Annotated in this window: 18 protein-coding genes; 10 read left to right on the forward strand and 8 right to left on the reverse strand. The window is 74.1% G+C overall.

The window, feature by feature from the left end; genetic code table 11:
- Positions 1 to 176: 176 nt before the first annotated feature.
- Genes ACGF5C_RS11200 through ACGF5C_RS11210 form a run of 3 tightly spaced genes read left to right on the forward strand, consistent with a single transcriptional unit; the run spans position 177 to position 2,822 of the window.
- Positions 177 to 1,028, forward strand: coding sequence for an ABC transporter permease (locus ACGF5C_RS11200; RefSeq protein WP_393299845.1), 852 nt, complete (start codon positions 177 to 179; stop codon positions 1,026 to 1,028).
- The gene (locus ACGF5C_RS11205) at positions 1,021 to 1,863 is read left to right on the forward strand and encodes an ABC transporter permease (protein WP_393299694.1); all 843 of its coding nucleotides are present in this window, start codon (positions 1,021 to 1,023) and stop codon (positions 1,861 to 1,863) included. Before ACGF5C_RS11200 ends, ACGF5C_RS11205 begins: the two co-directional genes overlap by 8 nt.
- Complete coding sequence (locus ACGF5C_RS11210) at positions 1,860 to 2,822, forward strand: ATP-binding cassette domain-containing protein (RefSeq protein WP_393299697.1); 963 nt, start codon at positions 1,860 to 1,862, stop codon at positions 2,820 to 2,822. Before ACGF5C_RS11205 ends, ACGF5C_RS11210 begins: the two co-directional genes overlap by 4 nt.
- A 100-nt stretch (positions 2,823 to 2,922) precedes the next feature.
- Here ACGF5C_RS11210 and ACGF5C_RS11215 read toward each other — a convergent pair whose 3' ends face one another.
- Positions 2,923 to 3,483 carry a helix-turn-helix domain-containing protein gene (locus ACGF5C_RS11215; protein ID WP_393299700.1) on the reverse strand — a complete coding sequence of 187 codons (561 nt, stop codon included), beginning with the start codon at positions 3,481 to 3,483 and terminating at the stop codon, positions 2,923 to 2,925.
- A gap of 66 nt (positions 3,484 to 3,549) precedes the next feature.
- Between ACGF5C_RS11215 and ACGF5C_RS11220 the strand changes: the two genes are divergently transcribed.
- Both ACGF5C_RS11220 and ACGF5C_RS11225 read left to right on the forward strand, forming a co-directional pair.
- Positions 3,550 to 4,473 carry an AzlC family ABC transporter permease gene (locus ACGF5C_RS11220; RefSeq protein ID WP_393299703.1) on the forward strand — a complete coding sequence of 308 codons (924 nt, stop codon included), beginning with the start codon at positions 3,550 to 3,552 and terminating at the stop codon, positions 4,471 to 4,473.
- A complete protein-coding gene (locus ACGF5C_RS11225; protein ID WP_393299706.1) occupies positions 4,467 to 4,775 on the forward strand; it encodes an AzlD domain-containing protein in 309 nt (102 codons plus the stop codon). Before ACGF5C_RS11220 ends, ACGF5C_RS11225 begins: the two co-directional genes overlap by 7 nt.
- Positions 4,776 to 4,846: 71 nt before the next feature.
- Here the strand turns inward: ACGF5C_RS11225 and ACGF5C_RS11230 are convergent, their stop codons facing one another.
- The 3 genes from ACGF5C_RS11230 to nadA form a co-directional block, all read right to left on the reverse strand.
- Entirely contained in the window at positions 4,847 to 5,455 is a 609-nt protein-coding gene (locus tag ACGF5C_RS11230) for a DUF3043 domain-containing protein (RefSeq protein WP_357693090.1), read from the reverse strand.
- Positions 5,456 to 5,528: 73 nt separating this feature from the next.
- A complete protein-coding gene (gene murA, locus ACGF5C_RS11235) occupies positions 5,529 to 6,884 on the reverse strand; it encodes a UDP-N-acetylglucosamine 1-carboxyvinyltransferase (protein WP_393299709.1) in 1,356 nt (451 codons plus the stop codon).
- Positions 6,885 to 7,093: 209 nt separating this feature from the next.
- Positions 7,094 to 8,293: a quinolinate synthase NadA gene (gene nadA / locus ACGF5C_RS11240; protein WP_393299714.1), complete on the reverse strand. Its 1,200-nt coding sequence runs from the start codon at positions 8,291 to 8,293 to the stop codon at positions 7,094 to 7,096.
- 68 nt (positions 8,294 to 8,361) lie between these two features.
- Between nadA and ACGF5C_RS11245 the strand changes: the two genes are divergently transcribed.
- From ACGF5C_RS11245 to ACGF5C_RS11255, 3 genes are all read left to right on the forward strand, one after another.
- A complete protein-coding gene (locus tag ACGF5C_RS11245; RefSeq protein ID WP_393299849.1) occupies positions 8,362 to 9,501 on the forward strand; it encodes a glycerate kinase in 1,140 nt (379 codons plus the stop codon).
- Positions 9,502 to 9,747: 246 nt separating this feature from the next.
- Positions 9,748 to 10,116 (forward strand): iron-sulfur cluster insertion protein ErpA, encoded by a 369-nt coding sequence (gene erpA, locus ACGF5C_RS11250; RefSeq protein WP_091104634.1) that lies wholly within the window; start codon positions 9,748 to 9,750, stop codon positions 10,114 to 10,116.
- A gap of 170 nt (positions 10,117 to 10,286) precedes the next feature.
- A complete protein-coding gene (locus ACGF5C_RS11255; RefSeq protein WP_393299717.1) occupies positions 10,287 to 11,264 on the forward strand; it encodes a carbohydrate kinase family protein in 978 nt (325 codons plus the stop codon).
- A gap of 58 nt (positions 11,265 to 11,322) precedes the next feature.
- On the opposite strand, the gene ACGF5C_RS11260 is transcribed toward ACGF5C_RS11255, so the two are convergent.
- Both ACGF5C_RS11260 and ACGF5C_RS11265 read right to left on the reverse strand, forming a co-directional pair.
- Positions 11,323 to 11,556, reverse strand: a complete 234-nt coding sequence (locus tag ACGF5C_RS11260) for a sulfurtransferase TusA family protein (protein ID WP_393299720.1) — start codon at positions 11,554 to 11,556, stop codon at positions 11,323 to 11,325.
- A complete protein-coding gene (locus ACGF5C_RS11265; protein ID WP_393299723.1) occupies positions 11,553 to 12,704 on the reverse strand; it encodes a cysteine desulfurase family protein in 1,152 nt (383 codons plus the stop codon). Before ACGF5C_RS11265 ends, ACGF5C_RS11260 begins: the two co-directional genes overlap by 4 nt.
- A 198-nt stretch (positions 12,705 to 12,902) precedes the next feature.
- Here ACGF5C_RS11265 and coxB point away from each other — a divergent pair, with 198 nt between their 5' ends.
- Together coxB and ACGF5C_RS11275 are read left to right on the forward strand one after the other, a co-directional pair.
- The gene (coxB, locus tag ACGF5C_RS11270; RefSeq protein ID WP_393299726.1) at positions 12,903 to 13,874 is read left to right on the forward strand and encodes a cytochrome c oxidase subunit II; all 972 of its coding nucleotides are present in this window, start codon (positions 12,903 to 12,905) and stop codon (positions 13,872 to 13,874) included.
- Between the two features lie 10 nt (positions 13,875 to 13,884).
- On the forward strand, positions 13,885 to 14,313 hold the full coding sequence (locus tag ACGF5C_RS11275; protein ID WP_393299729.1) for a cytochrome c oxidase subunit 4: 429 nt from the start codon (positions 13,885 to 13,887) through the stop codon (positions 14,311 to 14,313).
- A 271-nt stretch (positions 14,314 to 14,584) separates the two neighbouring features.
- Here the strand turns inward: ACGF5C_RS11275 and ACGF5C_RS11280 are convergent, their stop codons facing one another.
- Positions 14,585 to 14,791 carry a hypothetical protein gene (locus ACGF5C_RS11280; RefSeq protein WP_393299732.1) on the reverse strand — a complete coding sequence of 69 codons (207 nt, stop codon included), beginning with the start codon at positions 14,789 to 14,791 and terminating at the stop codon, positions 14,585 to 14,587.
- A 186-nt stretch (positions 14,792 to 14,977) separates the two neighbouring features.
- The gene (gene trpD / locus ACGF5C_RS11285) at positions 14,978 to 16,024 is read right to left on the reverse strand and encodes an anthranilate phosphoribosyltransferase (protein WP_393299735.1); all 1,047 of its coding nucleotides are present in this window, start codon (positions 16,022 to 16,024) and stop codon (positions 14,978 to 14,980) included.
- Positions 16,025 to 16,091 lie beyond the last annotated feature (67 nt).

Raw genomic sequence — 16,091 nt, forward strand, 5'->3', positions numbered from 1 at the left:
CGCGCCGGGGTGGCCGGCTCGCGTCCGCTCGCTCACGGCGGCGCCCCGGTGGCCGGCTCGCGTCCGCTCGCTCACGGCGATGTCACCTCGTTGCAAAATTGTCGCGCTGGGCGCCCCCACGTGCCGGTAGAGTCGCCCGTCCCGGCATGGCGTGGCTGCGGAAGGAGGGTAGCGGCGTGGGCTCGCTCACCGCCACTGTGGCACCGCCCACCACCCCAAACGTTATCCTATGGTTCCGGACATTTAGGGCTATAACCGGATCAGGCTTCCGACGTTACGCCACGTATCGGCAGGCGACCGTGGCGGGCGTCGTCACCAACACGGTCTTCGGCTTCCTGCGCTGCTACGTCCTCCTCGCCGCGGCCGGTGCCGCCGGCACGGTGGCCGGGTACGACCGGACCCAGCTCGCCAGTTTCGTCTGGGTGGGTCAGGGCCTGCTCGCCGTCGTCCTGCTCTGGGGGTGGACGGATCTGGCGGACCGGATCCGCACCGGCGACGTCGCCAGCGACCTGCTCCGGCCGGTGCACCCGGTGACCAGCCACCTCGCCACCGACCTGGGCCGCGCCGGCCACGCCGCCCTGGTCCGGCTGCTCCCGCCGGTGCTGGTCGGGCCGCTCTTCTTCGAGGTGTACCTGCCCCGACGCTGGTCCACCCCGCCACTCTTCGCGCTCTCCGCCGTCGCCGCCGTGGTGCTCTGCTTCGGCTGCCGGTTCCTGGTCAACGCGACCGCGTACTGGTTGCAGGACGTCCGGGGGCCGATGATCCTCTGGACCCTCGCCTCGGGGGTGCTCGCCGGGCTCTACTTCCCGCTGCGCTTCCTGCCGGAGTGGCTCCAGCACGTCCTCTGGCTGGGGACCCCCTTCCCGAGCCTGCTCCAGACCCCGCTCGACGTGCTCGTCGAGCGGGACCCGACCGGCACCCAGGTCGGGCTGGTCGGCCTCCAGCTCGCCTGGGCGGTGCTGATCCTGGCCGCCTGCCGGCTCGTGCAGCGCCGCGCCGAACGCCGCCTGGTGGTGCAGGGTGGCTGACGGGGCCGTGGCGTCGACCGCCCGGCGCCGCGGCGGCGGGGCGCTGGCCGCGTACCGGGCGCTGCTGGGGGCGCAGGCGCGGTCGCAGACGGCGTACCGGACGTCGTTCGTGGTCGACGTGCTCGGCAACGTCGGGTCCACCGTCTTCGACGTGCTGACCGTGCTGGTGATCTTCGGCGTCACGCGGGAGCTGGGCGGCTTCACGCTCCGCGAGACGCTGGTGATCGTCGGCCTCTCGACCTGCGCGTTCGCCACCGCCGATCTGCTGGTGGGCAACATCGAGCGGCTGCCCCGCTACGTGCGCACGGGGCTGTTCGACGCCGTGCTGGTACGCCCGCTCGGCGCGCTGCCGCAGTTGCTGCTCATGGACCTGCCGCTGCGCAAGGTGTCCCGGGCGATCTTCGGGCTCGCCGTACTGGTCGTCGCGGTCGGCTCGGCCGGCGTCCAGTGGACCCCGGCGCGGGCGCTGCTGGTGGTCGTCGCCCCGCTGGCCGGCGTGGTCTTCTTCGGGGCGGTCTTCGTCGCCACCGCCACCGTCTCCTTCTGGTGGGTCGACTCGGGCGAGCTGGCCAACTCGGTCACCTACGGCGGCCGGGACTTCACCTCGTACCCGGTCACCGTGTTCGGCGGCTGGTTCCGCGCCGTGTTCGCGTACGGCCTGGGCTTCGCCTTCGTCAGCTACCATCCGGCGCTGGCGCTGCTCGGCCGCGCCGACCCGCTCGGCCTGCCGGCCTGGGTCGGCTGGGCCGCGCCGGCCGTCGCGCTGGTCGCCGCCGCCGGGGCCGCGGCGGCCTGGCGCACCGGCGTCCGCCACTACCGGAGTACGGGGTCGTGAGCGACGAGGTCATCGTGGTCGACGGGCTGCGCAAGGAGTTCACGGTCCGGGTGCGGGCCGGCCGGCTGCGCCGGGAGAAGCGCCGGGTCACCGCCGTGGACGGGGTCGACCTGCGGGTCCCCCGGGGCGAGACGCTCGGCTACATCGGGCCCAACGGCGCGGGCAAGTCCACCACGCTCAAGATGCTCACCGGGGTGCTGACGCCCTCCGCCGGCGAGGTGCGCGTCTGCGGCCTGCGCCCGGTCGCCCAGCGCACCCGGCTCGCGCTGCGCATCGGCGTCGTCTTCGGCCAGCGCTCGCAGCTCTGGTGGGACCTGCCGCTGCGGGAGTCGTTCGCGCTGTTGCGGCACGTCTACCGGGTGCCGGCCGCCGCGCACGCCGCCCGGCTGCGCCGCTGCCGGAGCCTGCTCGACCTGGACGCCTTCCTGGACACCCCGGTCCGGCAACTGTCCCTCGGGCAGCGGATGCGCGGCGAGCTGACGGCTGCCCTGCTGCACGGCCCCGAGGTGCTCTTCCTCGACGAGCCGACGATCGGCCTGGACGTGGTGAGCAAGCAGGCGGTCCGTGGCTTCCTCGGCGAACTGGGCCGGGCCGGGGACACCACGCTGGTGCTCACCACCCACGACCTGGCCGACATCGAGCGGCTCTGCCGTCGCCTGGTGGTGGTCGACCACGGTCGGGTGGTGCACGACGGGTCGATCGCCGCGTTGCACGAGCGGTACGGCTCCCGTCGGCTGCTCGTCGCCGACCTGGAGGCCCCGCTGCCCGAGCCGCCGGCGCTGCCCGGCGCGCCGCTGCACCGGGTGGAGGCCGGCGGGCACCGGCTGGCCTTCGCGCTGGAGTCGGCGGGCGTGGCCGAGGTGGTGGCCGCCCTGGCCGCCCTGGGCTCGCTGCGGGACGTCTCGATCGTCGAGCCGGACATCGAGGACGTGGTGGCCCGCCTCTACCGGGGTGGCTGAGTCCCTCCGTGTGAGTGGAGCCTGCCTCCGGGCGAGCTGGGCCCGACTCCGGGAGGCCCGCGCCCGCTCCTGGCGCGGGAGGCGAGGCCGGGCCGGGCGGTCAGGGGTGTTCCATCACCAGGACGGCGAAGGTGCCGGGGGCCAGCGCCTCGTAGCGGTGCGGCGTGTCGCCGGGGAAGGTCGCGTAGTCGCCCGGGCCGAGTTCCACCAGGTCGCCCTCCGGCCCGACGCGCAGCCGCCCGGCGCCCACCACGATGTGTTCGACGCTGCGCGGGGTGTGCGACTCGGCGGTGCGTACCGTCCCGGGCTCCAGCTCGATCAGGTAGACGTCCCGGCGGAGGTGGGCGGTGCCGGCGGCGAGCAGTGTCGCGGTGAGGTCGGCGTGCTCGGAGCGGATCCGGGGGCCGTCGCCGGCCCGCACGACCCGGACGGTGGCCGCCGGCGGCTCGACCAGCCGGCTGAACGGCACGCCGAGCGCCACCCCGAGCGCCCAGAGGGTCTCCACGCTGGGGTTGCCGACCCCGGATTCCAGCTGGGACAGGGTGGACTTGGCGATGCCGGCCCGGCGGGCGAGCTCGGTGAGCGAGATGCCGACGCGGTCGCGCTCGCGGCGGAGCGCGACGGCGATGGTGGCCAGCGGGGGAGACGGTTCGGCGGACATTGTTCGCTCCAATGTTCCGTTTGTTCGGTTTGACGAACACATGCGGCGCGTTCATCATGGTGGACCATGCGTACGGTACAGCGAACGGTCGAGGGCGCGGCAGTCCGCGACGTCGCCGCCATCGGGGCGGCGATGGTCGCGGTCGGCGCCTCGTTCGGCGCGGTGGCGGTGGCCGCCGGCCTGCCGGGCTGGGCGGCCGTCGTCATGTCCGTGCTGGTCTACGCCGGCGGTGCGCAGTTCATGGCGGTCGGGCTGGTGGCCACCGGGAGTCCGCTCGCGGCGGTCCTCGCCGGGCTGCTGCTCAACGCCCGGCACCTGCCGTTCGGGCTGGCACTGGCCGACAGCATCGGCCGCCCGCTGTGGCGCCGGCTGCTCGGCAGCCACCTGATGACCGACGAGGCGACCGCCTTCGCGCTGGCCCGCCCCGCCGGGGGTGCGCGCCGGCGGGCGTTCTGGCTCGCCGGCATCCTGCTCTTCCTGGCCTGGAACGTGGGGACCGTGCTCGGGGTGCTCGCCGGCGGCGTGGTCGGCGACCCCGCCGCGTTCGGCCTGGACGCCGCGTTCCCGGCCGGCCTGATCGCGCTGCTGCTGCCGGCGCTGCGCGACCGCGACACCCGGCGGGTGGCGCTGGCCGGCGCGGTGCTGGCGGTGCTGGCCACCCCGCTGCTGCCGGCCGGGCTGCCGGTGCTGCTGGCACTCGCCGGCCCGGCCGTGCTGGCCGTCGCCGCCGTACGCCGTGGTCGGCGGGCCGCGAACGCGGGCGGCAGCCACCCGCCGAACGTGCCGGTCGCGGGCGGCAGCCGGACGCCGAACGCGCCGGGCGCGGGCGGCAGCCACACAGCGAACGTGCCGGTCGCGGGCGGCGGAACGGTCCTGGGGACCGCCGCCGAGCCGCCGGGCGGGGTGGGGGAGCCGGTGCGTGCGGGGGAGAGGACGCCGCCGCGGGGCGGGTCCGTGCCGGTCGGCCGGACGGGGGAGGGGTCGTGCTGATCGCCGTGATCGTGGCGCTGGCCGCCGGGACGTACGGCTTCCGGCTCGCCGGGGTGCTGCTGCGCGACCGGCTCGACCTGCCGGAGTGGTCCCGGCGGCTGCTGCCGGTCGGCGCCGCCGCCCTGCTGGCCGCGCTGGGCGCCACCGCCGCGCTGACCGAGGCCGGCCGGTTCGCCGGCTGGGCCCGGCCGCTGGGCGTGCTGGTCGGCGTGCTGCTGGCCTGGCGGCGGGCGCCGTTCGTGCTGGTGGTGCTCGCCGCCGCCGGCACCACCGCGCTGCTCCGCCTGCTCGGCGTGCCGTAGGCCCCACCCCGGTCCGCTGACGACGAACGGCCCCTCGCCCGCGGTGCGGGAGGGGCCGTCGGTGCGGTGGGTCAGACCGGGTCGCCGATGTTGACCCGGGGCTCGGGCGCGCGCATCCGGCGGAAGGTGATCGACCGCATGATGGCGTAGAGGTAGAGCGAGCCCATCCGCTGCCCGGTGTTCGGGAAGCGTTCCCGGACCAGCTTGCGGATCTTGCGGGAGATCAGGAACGAGTCGACCACCACACCCAGGGCGAGCGCGCCCCAGAGGATGTTGGAGACCAGGCGGACGATCGGGGGCATCGCCGCGTTCGAGCCGATCAGCACGATCAGCGCGCCGCCGAAGAACCAGGTGCCGACCGTACGCCGGGAGTCGACCACGTTGCGGGCGAGCAGCCGCTCGGGGCCGCGGTCACGGGGCCCACCCTCGCGGCGGAACTCCGCCGCCGACTCCGCGCGCAGCTGGCGCCGGCGCTCCCGCGCCTCCTCCTTGGTCAGCGGCTTGGTGGCCGCGGCCGGTCGGCGGCCGGCGCTGGGCCGCTTCGGCGTGACCTTGCCCAGCTCCTTCTTGCTCGGGGTGTAGCCCCGGGGCTGGGCGGACGAGGACTCCTCGTCGGGCGTCACCGGGGTGACGGCCTCGTCGACGAGGTCGGTGGACTTGCGGCGAAACAGCGACGGCACGCGGAAAGGGTAGCCAAACGACGGCGCCCGGTGCACATCGCGGTGCACCGGGCGCCGTCGGAAGTGGCCGACGTTACGGACGCTCGACGTGCGCCCCGAGGTCGGCGAGCTTCGCCTCGAAGTCCTCGTAGCCCCGGTTGATCAGGTCGACGCCGTAGACCCGGGAGGTGCCCTCGGCCGCCAGCGCGGCGATCAGGTGGCTGAAACCGGCCCGCAGGTCAGGGATGACCAGGTCGGCGGCGTGCAGCTTGCTCGGCCCCGCGATCACCGCGGAGTGCTTGAAGTTGCGCCGGCCGAAGCGGCACGGGGTGCCGCCCAGGCAGTCCCGGTAGACCTGGATGTTCGCGCCCATCGAGTTCAGCGCCTCGGTGTAGCCCAGCCGCTGCTCGTAGACCGTCTCGTGGACGATGGACAGGCCCCGGGCCTGGGTGAGCGCCACCACCAGGGGCTGCTGCCAGTCGGTCATGAAGCCCGGGTGCACGTCGGTCTCCAGGGCCACCGACTTCAGCTCGCCGCCCGGGTGCCAGAACCGGATGCCGCCCTCCTGGCCGGGGTCGCCCAGCTTCGGCGGCCGGGCGTCGGTGACCTCGTACTCGCCGCCGACCGAGCGGAAGATGTTCAGGAACGTCATCATGTCGGCCTGCTGCGCGCCGAGGACCTCGACGTGGCCGCGGGTCGCCAGCGCCGCCGCGGCCCAGCTCGCCGCCTCGATCCGGTCCGGGATCGGCCGGTGCGTGTAGCCGTGCAGCTTCGGCACGCCCTGGATCTCGATCACCCGGTCGGTGTGCACCTTGATGATCGCGCCCATCTTCTGCAGGACGCAGATCAGGTCGATGATCTCCGGCTCCACCGCCGCGTTGCGCAGCTCGGTGACGCCCTCGGCCATCACCGCCGTCAGCAGCACCTGCTCGGTCGCCCCGACGCTCGGGTACGGCAGCGAGAACTTGGTGCCGTGCAGCCCGTTCGGCGCCGACAGGTGCAGGCCCTCCGGGGTCTTCTCGACCGTCGCCCCGAACTCGCGCAGCGCCTGGAGGTGGAAGTCGATCGGGCGCGGCCCGATGTGGCAGCCGCCCAGGTCCGGGATGAAGGCGTGGCCGAGGCGGTGCAGCAGCGGCCCGCAGAACAGGATCGGGATCCGGCTGGAGCCCGCGTGCACGTTGATCTGGTCCGTGCTCGCGCTCTCCACGTTCGCGGGGTCGAAGACGAGCTCGCCGTCCTCCTCGCCGTCGGTGACCTTCACGCCGTGCAGGCCGAGCAGGCCCCGGACCACCTCGACGTCACGGATCTTCGGCACGTCGAACAGTCGGCTCGGGCTGTCGCCCAGCAGAGCGGCGACCATCGCCTTCGAGACCAGGTTCTTCGCGCCGCGCACGCGGATCCGCCCTTCCAGCGGAGTACCTCCGTGTACGACCAGGACGTCGTCGGTCAACGCAACCTCCAGCGCGTCGGTGCTGCCGTGTTGATGGTGGGCTCGCGATGTCTTCGCTACCCGGAATGCGGTCATGTCGAAACGGCCGCGTGCGTCGTCGCCCCGGCAGCATAGCCCTCCGTGACGAAAATGGACCCGGTCAGATCGCCCCTGAGGGCACTAATCGGTGATCGGGCCCATTTCCGTACCATCGGTGCTACCGAGAGTGATCAGCTCGCCGTGGGCGGCGGGGTGTCGGCCCCGGGCAGGGCGAGCATCTGGTCCAGCGCCACCCGGGCGTGGTGCGCGGTGTCCGGGTCGACCGTGATCTGGTTGACCACCCGGCCGGCCACCAGCTCCTCCAGCGCCCAGACCAGGTGGGGCAGGTCGATCCGGTTCATGGTCGAGCAGTAGCAGACCGCCTTGTCCAGGAACATGATCTGCTTGTCGGGGTGGGCCAGCGCGAGCCGGCGGACCAGGTTCAGCTCGGTGCCGATCGCCCACGCCGAGCCGGCCGGGGCCGCCTCGACGGCCTTGATGATGTATTCCGTCGAGCCGACGAAGTCGGCGGCGGTGACCACCTCGTGCCGGCACTCCGGGTGGACCAGCACGTTCACCCCCGGCACCCGCTCCCGCACGTCGTTCACGCTGTCGAGGGTGAACCGGCCGTGCACCGAGCAGTGCCCCCGCCAGAGGATCATCTTCGCGTCGCGCAGCTGCTCGGGGGTGAGCCCGCCGTTCGGCTTGTGCGGGTCGTAGAGCACGCAGTCGTCCAGCGAGAAGCCCATCTCCAGCACGGCCGTGTTGCGGCCCAGGTGCTGGTCGGGCAGGAAGAGCACCTTCGAGCCCTGCTGGTACGCCCAGTCCAGCGCCCGCTTCGCGTTCGACGAGGTGCAGACCACGCCGCCGTTGCGGCCGACGAAGCCCTTGATGTCCGCCGAGGAGTTCATGTAGGTGACCGGGACGGTCTGCTCCGCGATGCCCAGATCGGTCAGCACGTCCCAGGCCGTCTCGACCTGCGACAGCACCGCCATGTCCGCCATCGAGCAGCCGGCGGCCAGGTCCGGCAGGACGACCTTCTGCGCGTCCGACGTGAGGATGTCGGCGCTCTCGGCCATGAAGTGCACGCCGCAGAAGACGATGTACTCCGCGTCGGGGCGGGCCGCCGCCTCGCGGGCCAGCTTGAAAGAGTCTCCAGTGACGTCGGCGAACTGGATCACCTCGTCGCGCTGGTAGTGGTGCCCCAGCACGAAGACCTTGCTGCCCAGCTTCGCCTTCGCCGCCGCCGCCCGGGCCACCAGGTCCGGGTCGCTGGGCGCCGGAAGGTCGCCCGGACACTCGACGCCACGCTCGGTGGCGGGGTCGCTGCCCCGGCCGAGCAGCAGCAGTGCCGTTGCGGTGTTGGAGGGTTCCACCCAGGTCGAAGTCACGTACCCCATGGTCCCACAGGGTGGCCTGAGCGCAGCCTCCACCGGTGTGGGCTGCCACACTGCTCGGCATGCGCGTGCTGCTCTGCCCGGACAAGTTCGCCGGCACCCTGTCGGCCCCGGAGGTCGCCGACGCCGTGGCCGCCGGCTGGCACGAGGTGGCTCCCGGCGACGACCTGCTCGTCCGGCCGCTGTCCGACGGTGGGCCGGGCTTCCTCGACGTCCTCGGCGACGCGCTCGGCGGGCGCCGGATCCCGGTGCCGACCGTCGACCCGCTGGGCCGCCCGGTGGCCGGTGAGATCCTGCTCACCGCCGGCGGGACTACCGCCTGGCTGGAGAGCGCCCAGGCGTGCGGGCTGCACCTGCTCGACGCGGGCGAGCGCGACCCGAAGACCACCACCTCGTACGGCCTGGGGGTGCTGGTCGCCGCCGCCGTGGAGGCCGGCGCCCGCACGGTGGTGATCGGCCTGGGCGGCTCCGGCACCAACGACGGCGGCGCGGGGATGCTCACCGCGCTCGGCGTGACCCCGCTGGACGACGCGGGACGGGCGCTGCCGTACGGCGGCGCGGCGCTGGCCGCCGTGGTCGCGCTCGACGGGGCGCCCCGGCTGCGCGACGCCCGGCTGGTGGCCGCCACCGACGTGGACAATCCGCTGCTCGGCCTGCACGGGGCGAGTAACGTGTTCGGCCCGCAGAAGGGCGCCGACCGGGCGGACGTGCTGCTGCTCGACGCCGCGCTGGAGCGCTTCGCCGCCGTGCTGGAGCGGGACCTGCCCGGCTGCCCCGACCGGCTGGGCGCCCTGCCCGGCGGCGGCGCGGCCGGGGGCCTCGGCGCGGCCGTCCTGGCGCTGGGTGGGCACTGCGAGTCGGGCATCGGCCTGGTCACCCGGGCGATCGGGCTGGACGCCGCCCTGGACGCCGTCGACCTGGTGGTCACCGGGGAGGGCTCGTTCGACCACCAGTCGCTGCGCGGCAAGGTGGTGGCCGGGGTGGCCGGCGCCGCCCGGGACCGGGGCCTGCCCTGCGTGGTGCTGGCCGGCCAGGTGAGCACCGGCCGGCGGGAGGCGGGCGCGGCCGGGGTGACCGACGCGTACAGCCTGGTGGAGCACTTCGGGGGCGAGGAGCGCGGCGGGCTGGCCGCCGCGCTGGAGCGCCCGGCCGAGGGGCTGCGGGCGCTCGGCGCCCGGCTGGCCCGGCAGTGGAGCCGCTGACCGGCCCGCGGGCGTGACCTGGCCGGCGGGCGCGTTGCGCGCGCCGTGCGGTGTCGCTCGGCCGGGAGCCGCTCGCCCGCCGCCCGATCGGGTCCGTCGGCGCGCCGGCTGCGGCGGCCCGTGTCACGGCGGCGGGTGAGGCCGGTCGCAGCGGCGTACCATCGGATCTGGACCACACCGGGAATGGCTGGGCGACGTGAGATGTTGGCCAGTGCGTCCGGACCCAACCGCGCAGGGAGATTTCACGTGACCACGCCAGCGCAGACCGAGTCGACCGAGGCCAAGGCCCCCACGTCCGTCGTCCTCACCGACGTCGCGGCGCAGAAGGTCAAGGCCCTGATCGAGCAGGAGGGCCGCGACGACCTGCGGCTCCGGGTCGCCGTGCAGCCGGGTGGCTGCTCCGGCCTGCGGTACCAGCTCTTCTTCGACGAGCGCTCGCTCGACGGTGACGTCGTCACCGACTTCGACGGTGTCGAGGTCGTCGTCGACCGGATGAGCGCCCCCTACCTGGCCGGCGCCACCATCGACTTCGCCGACCGCATCGACGCCCAGGGCTTCACCATCGACAACCCCAACGCGGGCAACTCCTGCGCCTGCGGCGACTCGTTCAGCTGAGCCCACCTCCGCTCGCGACCAGCGGGGCCGTCCCCTCGGGGCGGCCCCGCTGCCGCGTTCGGGCCCGGTAGCGCAGCCGAGAAGATGACCGAGGCCGGACCGACGGGTCATCCTGAGGGGGCCGGACCGGTAGGCTGACCGGCGCCCTGCTCCCGACCCCGAGGGTTGACATGAAGATCGCCGTGACCGGCTCGATCGCCACCGACCACCTGATGAGCTTCCCCGGCCGCTTCGCCGATCAGTTCATCGCCGACCAGCTGCACAAGGTGTCGCTCTCCTTCCTGGTGGACGACCTGGTGCTGCGTCGCGGCGGCGTGGCGGCGAACATCGCCTTCGGCATGGGACAGCTCGGCCTGCGCCCGGTGCTGGTCGGCGCGGTCGGCGCGGACTTCGCCGACTACCGCTCCTGGCTGGAGCGGCACGGGGTCGACTGCGGCTCGGTACACGTCAGCGAGGTGGCGCACACCGCCCGGTTCGTCTGCACCACGGACACCGACATGTGCCAGATCGCCTCGTTCTACGCCGGCGCGATGAGCGAGGCCCGCAACATCGAGCTGGAGCCGGTGGCCCGCCGCCTCGACGGGCTGGACCTGGTCCTGGTCGGTGCGAACGACCCGGCGGCGATGCTGCGGCACTCCGCCGAGTGCCGGGAGCGGGGATACCCCTTCGCCGCCGACCCTTCCCAGCAGCTCGCCCGGATGGACGGCGAGGACGTCGTCGCGCTGATCGAGGGCGCCGACTACCTGATGACCAACGACTACGAGAAGTCGCTGCTGCAGAGCAAGGCCGGGCTGAGCGACGCGCAACTGCTCGACCGGGTCAAGGTCCGGGTCACCACGCTGGGCAAGCACGGCGTGGAGATCGCCGGGCGCGACTTCGACCCGATCCACGTGCCGATCGCGCGGGAGATCCGGGCGGTCGACCCCACCGGGGTCGGCGACGGCTTCCGGGCCGGCTTCTTCACCGCGCTGTCCTGGGGCCTCGGGCTGGAGCGGGCCGCCCAGGTGGGCTCCCTGCTCGCCACGCTGGTGCTGGAGACCGTGGGCACGCAGGAGTACGAGGTCCGCCGCGACCTGTTCGTCAAGCGGATGGCCGAGTCGTACGGCGACGTGGCCGCCGAGGAGGTCCGACCGCACCTGTTGCCGTGACTCACTCGGTGTCGGGAAGGGCCCTTCCGCGTCGGCCGGGTGCCCTTCCTGACATCTCTCAGTGCAGGCGGCGGACGTCGAAGGCGGGGCCGTCGGGGCCGGCGACCGTGCCGAGGAACTCGTGGCCGCGCATCCGGCACCAGGCCGGGACGTCCACCGCCGCCGCCGGGTCGTCGGCCAGCACCCGCACCACCGTGCCGACGGGCAGCTCGGGCAGCCGCCGGGCCACCGCGATCACGGGCAGCGGGCAGCGCTGACCACGGCAGTCGAGGATTTCCGCCGGCGCCGTCACAGCCCCACCACCCCCGCCTCGGCGCGCAGCCGCGCCACGACCTCGGGCAGCTCGGCGAGGAACCGTTCCACGTCCGTCTCCGTCGTCTCCCGGTGCAGCGAGACCCGCACGTTGCCGTGCGAGAGCACCCCCATTGCCTCCAGCACGTGCGACGGGCGCAGCGTGGAGGAGGTGCAGGAGGAGCCGGAGGAGACGGCGAACCCGCGCCGGTCCAGCGCGTGCAGCAGGGCCTCGCCGTCGACGTACAGGCAGGAGAACGTCACCAGGTGCGGCAGGCGGTCGTCGGGATCACCCACCACCTCCACGTCGGGCACCTCCGCCGCCACCCGGGCCCGGATCCGGTCCACCAGCGGCGCCAGCCGGGCCGCCTCGGCCGCCGCGTCGGCCGCCGCCGCGCGCAGGCTCGCCGCCGCCGCGACCACCGCCGGCAGGTTGAGCGTTCCCGGCGTACGCCCGGACTCCCGCTCGTCGGCCGGCCAGGGCGACTCCCACCGGGTGCCCTTGCGTACCACCAGCAGCCCCACCCCGGGCGGGCCGCCCCACTTGTGCGCGCTGGCGGTCAGTACCGACCAGCCCGCCGGCACGGGCGCCCGGCCGACCACCTGGGCGGCGTCCACGAACAGCGGCACCCCGGCCTCGGCGCACTCCTGCGCGGCCTCGGCGACCGGTTGGCACGTGCCGACCTCGTGGCTGGCGGCGATCAGCGCGGCCAGCGCCACGCCCGGTGCCCGCACCGCCGCCGACCAGCCGTCCAGGTCCAGCCGGCCCCGCCGGTCCACCGGCACCGACGTCGCCGTGCCGCCCGCCGCGACGTGCTGCTCGGCGGCGTGCAGCACCGCCGAGTGCTCGATCGCGGAGTGCACCAGGGCCGGGCCGACGCGCCGCCGGCCGGCCAGGCCGCCGAGCACGGCGGCGTGCGCGGCCGTCGTACCGCTGGGGGTGAAGGAGAGCTCGTCGGCGCGCACGCCGAGCGTCTGCGCGGTGGCCTCGCGGGCGGCGTCGAGCAGTTGGCGGGCGCGGCGGGCCTGGGTGTAGAGCCTGCCGGGGTCGGCCCAACCGTCGTCGAGGGCGGCCAGCAGCGCCTGTCGGGCGACCGGGTGCAGCGGCGCGGCGGTGGCCGCGTCCAGGTAGACCGGGGAAGCGCTCACGGAAGCCAACGCTATCGCGCCGGCACGCCCAAGATCCCCCCGATGGGGGCGGAGAGTGACCCCAAGACGGTCGAGCCCGTCATGGTCGAGTAATCTGCGACCGTCGGTGACGCCTTTGCCGCCGGTGTTGTCGCTCCGCTCCGGCGGAGGCCGGCAGAACAGAACAGACACCGCGGCGCGCTAGGGAGGCAGGACCAGGTGGTCGCAAGGAGTTCGGAGGTACGGCCGTCGGCCGTACGGCACAGCGCTTCCCCAGGAGCCGGTGGGCGCCGGGGGCGTGGTGCTGGTCGGATCGCCGGGCTCGGTCTCGGCGGGGCGGCGCTGCTGGTCCTGCTCACGGGCTGCGACGTCGGCGCCGCGTTCGGCGGCTTCGGCTGGCCGCAGGGCGGCATCTCGCCCGAGTCCCACCGGATGTACGACCTGTGGATCGCCTCGTGCATCGCGGCGCTCGCGGTCGGCGTGTTCGTGTGGGGCCTGATCTTCTGGTGCATCGTGCGCTACCGCAAGCGGGGCAACGAGCTGCCGGTGCAGACCCGTTACAACATGCCGATGGAGTTCCTCTACACCATCGCGCCGATCCTGATCGTCTCCGTGCTCTTCTACTACACGGCGGTCGTGCAGACCGACGTGGTGCGGACGACCAAGAACCCCGACGTCACGGTCGAGGTGGTCGCGTTCAAGTGGAACTGGCAGTTCAACTACCGCGACGGCCAGGGCACGGACGCCAACACCGTCGCCTCGGTGCTCGGCACCAGCGAGGTCATCCCGATCCTGGTGCTGCCGACCGACCGGTCCATCCGGTTCGAGGAGACCAGCCGCGACGTCATCCACTCCTTCTGGGTGCCGGAGCTGCTGTTCAAGCGGGACGTCATGCCGGGCAACGTCCGCAACGTGTTCGAGGTCTCCAAGCTCGACACCGAGGGCGCCTTCGTCGGCCGCTGTGCCGAGCTGTGCGGCAGCTACCACGCGTTCATGAACTTCGAGCTGCGGGTCGTCTCGCCGGAGAAGTACGACCAGTTCCTGGCCGCTAAGCGGGACGGTAAGTCCACGCAGGAGGCCCTGACGGCCATCGGCGAGGAGCCGTACGCGCAGAAGACGCGGCCGTTCGAGACCCGTCGCACCGAGGTCAACTTCAACCCGGACAGCGCGCCGGCCGGTACGGGAAGCTGAGGGGGCTGGCATGAAGACCGAGTGGCGCATCTTCCTGGTCATCGCCGGGTTCCTGCTCTTCGCCACCGCCCTCTACGGGGGCTGGACCGCCGCCGACTCCGGTGGCCAGGTCGAGTGGGTCGGCACGATCGCACTGCTGCTGAGCTTCCTGCTCTGCGCGATGTGCGGCGGCTTCTTCTGGTTCGTCTCGCGCCGGATCGACCTGCGGCCGGAGGACCGGCCGGACGGTGAGATCGCCGACGGCGCGGGCGAGGTCGGCTTCTTCAGCCCGGGCAGCTACTGGCCGTTCGGCCTGGCGCTGGCCGCCGCGCTCACCGGCTTCGGCCTCGTGTTCTGGCAGTTCTGGCTGCTGGGCGTCGGTGCGCTGGCGGTCATCTTCGCGGCCTGCGGCCTGCTGTTCGAGTACTACAGCGGCACCCGGCGCACCGCCGAGCACTGAGCCGGCGGCCGACGACGGCCCCCTGCACGTGACGAAGGCCCGCCTCCCCTCGGGGAGGCGGGCCTTCGTGCCGTGATCGCCGACGTGCGGGGCGGCCGAGGACCGGCCGGGCGTGCGCCGCGTCGCCGGTCGGGGCGGTGGGGCCGGCGCGGGCCGCGTCAGGCGGCACGGCGGGGCTCAGGCGGCGCGGTGGGGCTCAGGCGGCGCGGTGGCGATGGTGCAGGCGGCGCGGACCGGGTCGGGTGGCGATGGTGCAGGCGGCGCGGAGGGGTCAGGCGGCACGGCGGTGGGGCGACGGCTGGTGGTGCCGCGGCGCCAGGCGCGGGGCCCGGAAGGTGAACGTGGCGACGAGCACCGCCTCGCCGCAGCCCGTGCAGGCCAGCTCGGGGCAGTCGACGCCGTGGCCGTCGACGCACGGCGGCGCCTCGAACGGCTGAACGCCCTCGCAGGTGGCGCAGTAGAGCTCGCGCTCCGACACGGGCGTCTCCTCTCGCTCCGGTCCCGTCGGGGGCGCACGGCGGAACTGCCGCGCCGCACGGCGCACGACGGATGTGCTGTGGTGAACAGCGCATGATGGAAGTGGAAAACTACTCAGTTGTAGTTTCCCACGGGGGTCCGACAACTTCCGCACGCCACCCGGCGCCGCCGGGGTGGCCGCCGGCGGTCAGTCGGCGCGGGCGGCCTCGATCCAGCGGTCCAGGACGCGGGCGGCGGCCCCGGAGTCGACGGACTCGGCGGCCCGGTCCATCCCGACGCGCAACGCCTCGGTGAGGTCGCCGTCGAGCGGACCCTGGGTGGCCAGCGCCGCCGCCGCGTTGACCAGGACGGCGTCGCGCACCGGGCCGGTCTCGCCGGCCAGTAGCCGGCGCACCACGTCGGCGTTGTGAGCGGCGTCTCCGCCCCGCAGGTCGGCCAGGGTGGCCCTGGGCACCCCGAGGTCGGTCGCGTCCAGCAGCGCCTCCCTGACGGTGCCTGCCTGGATGGCCCAGACGCGGGTCGGCGCGGCGGTGGTGAACTCGTCCAGCCCGTCCTCGCCGCGCATCACCAGAGCCGAGTCGCCCCGGGCGGCGAAGACGCCCGCCATCACCGGGGCCATCCGGAGGTCGAAGCAGCCGACCGCGGCGGCCCGCGGCCGGGCCGGGTTGGTCAGTGGGCCGAGGAAGTTGAAGAAGGTGGGCACGCCCATCTCCCGGCGTACCGGGCCGGCGTGGCGCATGCCGGGGTGGTATCGGGCCGCGAAGCAGAAGCCGATGCCGGCCTCCGCGACGCACCGGGCCACCCCCTCCGGCCCCAGGTCCAGCGGCACGCCGAGGAACTCCAGCACGTCCGCCGTGCCGCAGGAGGAGGACGCCGCCCGGTTGCCGTGCTTGACCACCCGGACCCCGGCGCCGGCCACCACCAGGGAGGCCATGGTGGAGATGTTGACCGTGTGCGCGAGATCACCGCCGGTGCCGACCACGTCGAGGGCGGTGTCCCGCAGCGCCTCGGGCAGCTCGACCGCGACCGCCCGGCCGAGCATCGCCTCCACCAGGCCGGCCAGCTCGGCCGAGGTCTCGCCCTTGGCGCGCAGCGCGACGGCGAAGCCCGCGACCTGCGCCGGGGCGGCCGCGCCGGACATGATCTCGCCCATCGCCCAGGCGGTGTCGGCGGTGGAGAGCTCCTCCCCGCGCAGCAGCGCGGCGAGCAGGTGCGGCCAGGTCCGATCGCCCATGGCGGGCCTCCCGAGCGTGCGAAGCGGGTGGGATGGAACCGGCGCCGGGTGGTCCGGCGCCGAGACG

This window comes from Micromonospora sp. NPDC047620 (assembly GCF_043205005.1).
GTDB lineage: Bacteria > Actinomycetota > Actinomycetes > Mycobacteriales > Micromonosporaceae > Micromonospora.

What these genes read in the sequence shown, in the direction of transcription:
- ACGF5C_RS11215 (WP_393299700.1), bottom strand. Translation starts at nt 3,483, where the DNA reads ATGTCCGCCGAACCGTCTCCCCCGCTGGCCACCATCGCCGTCGCGCTC.
- ACGF5C_RS11220 (WP_393299703.1), top strand. Translation starts at nt 3,550, where the DNA reads ATGCGTACGGTACAGCGAACGGTCGAGGGCGCGGCAGTCCGCGACGTC.
- ACGF5C_RS11245 (WP_393299849.1), top strand. Translation starts at nt 8,362, where the DNA reads ATGCGCGTGCTGCTCTGCCCGGACAAGTTCGCCGGCACCCTGTCGGCC.
- ACGF5C_RS11255 (WP_393299717.1), top strand. Translation starts at nt 10,287, where the DNA reads ATGAAGATCGCCGTGACCGGCTCGATCGCCACCGACCACCTGATGAGC.
- ACGF5C_RS11275 (WP_393299729.1), top strand. Translation starts at nt 13,885, where the DNA reads ATGAAGACCGAGTGGCGCATCTTCCTGGTCATCGCCGGGTTCCTGCTC.
- trpD (WP_393299735.1), bottom strand. Translation starts at nt 16,024, where the DNA reads ATGGGCGATCGGACCTGGCCGCACCTGCTCGCCGCGCTGCTGCGCGGG.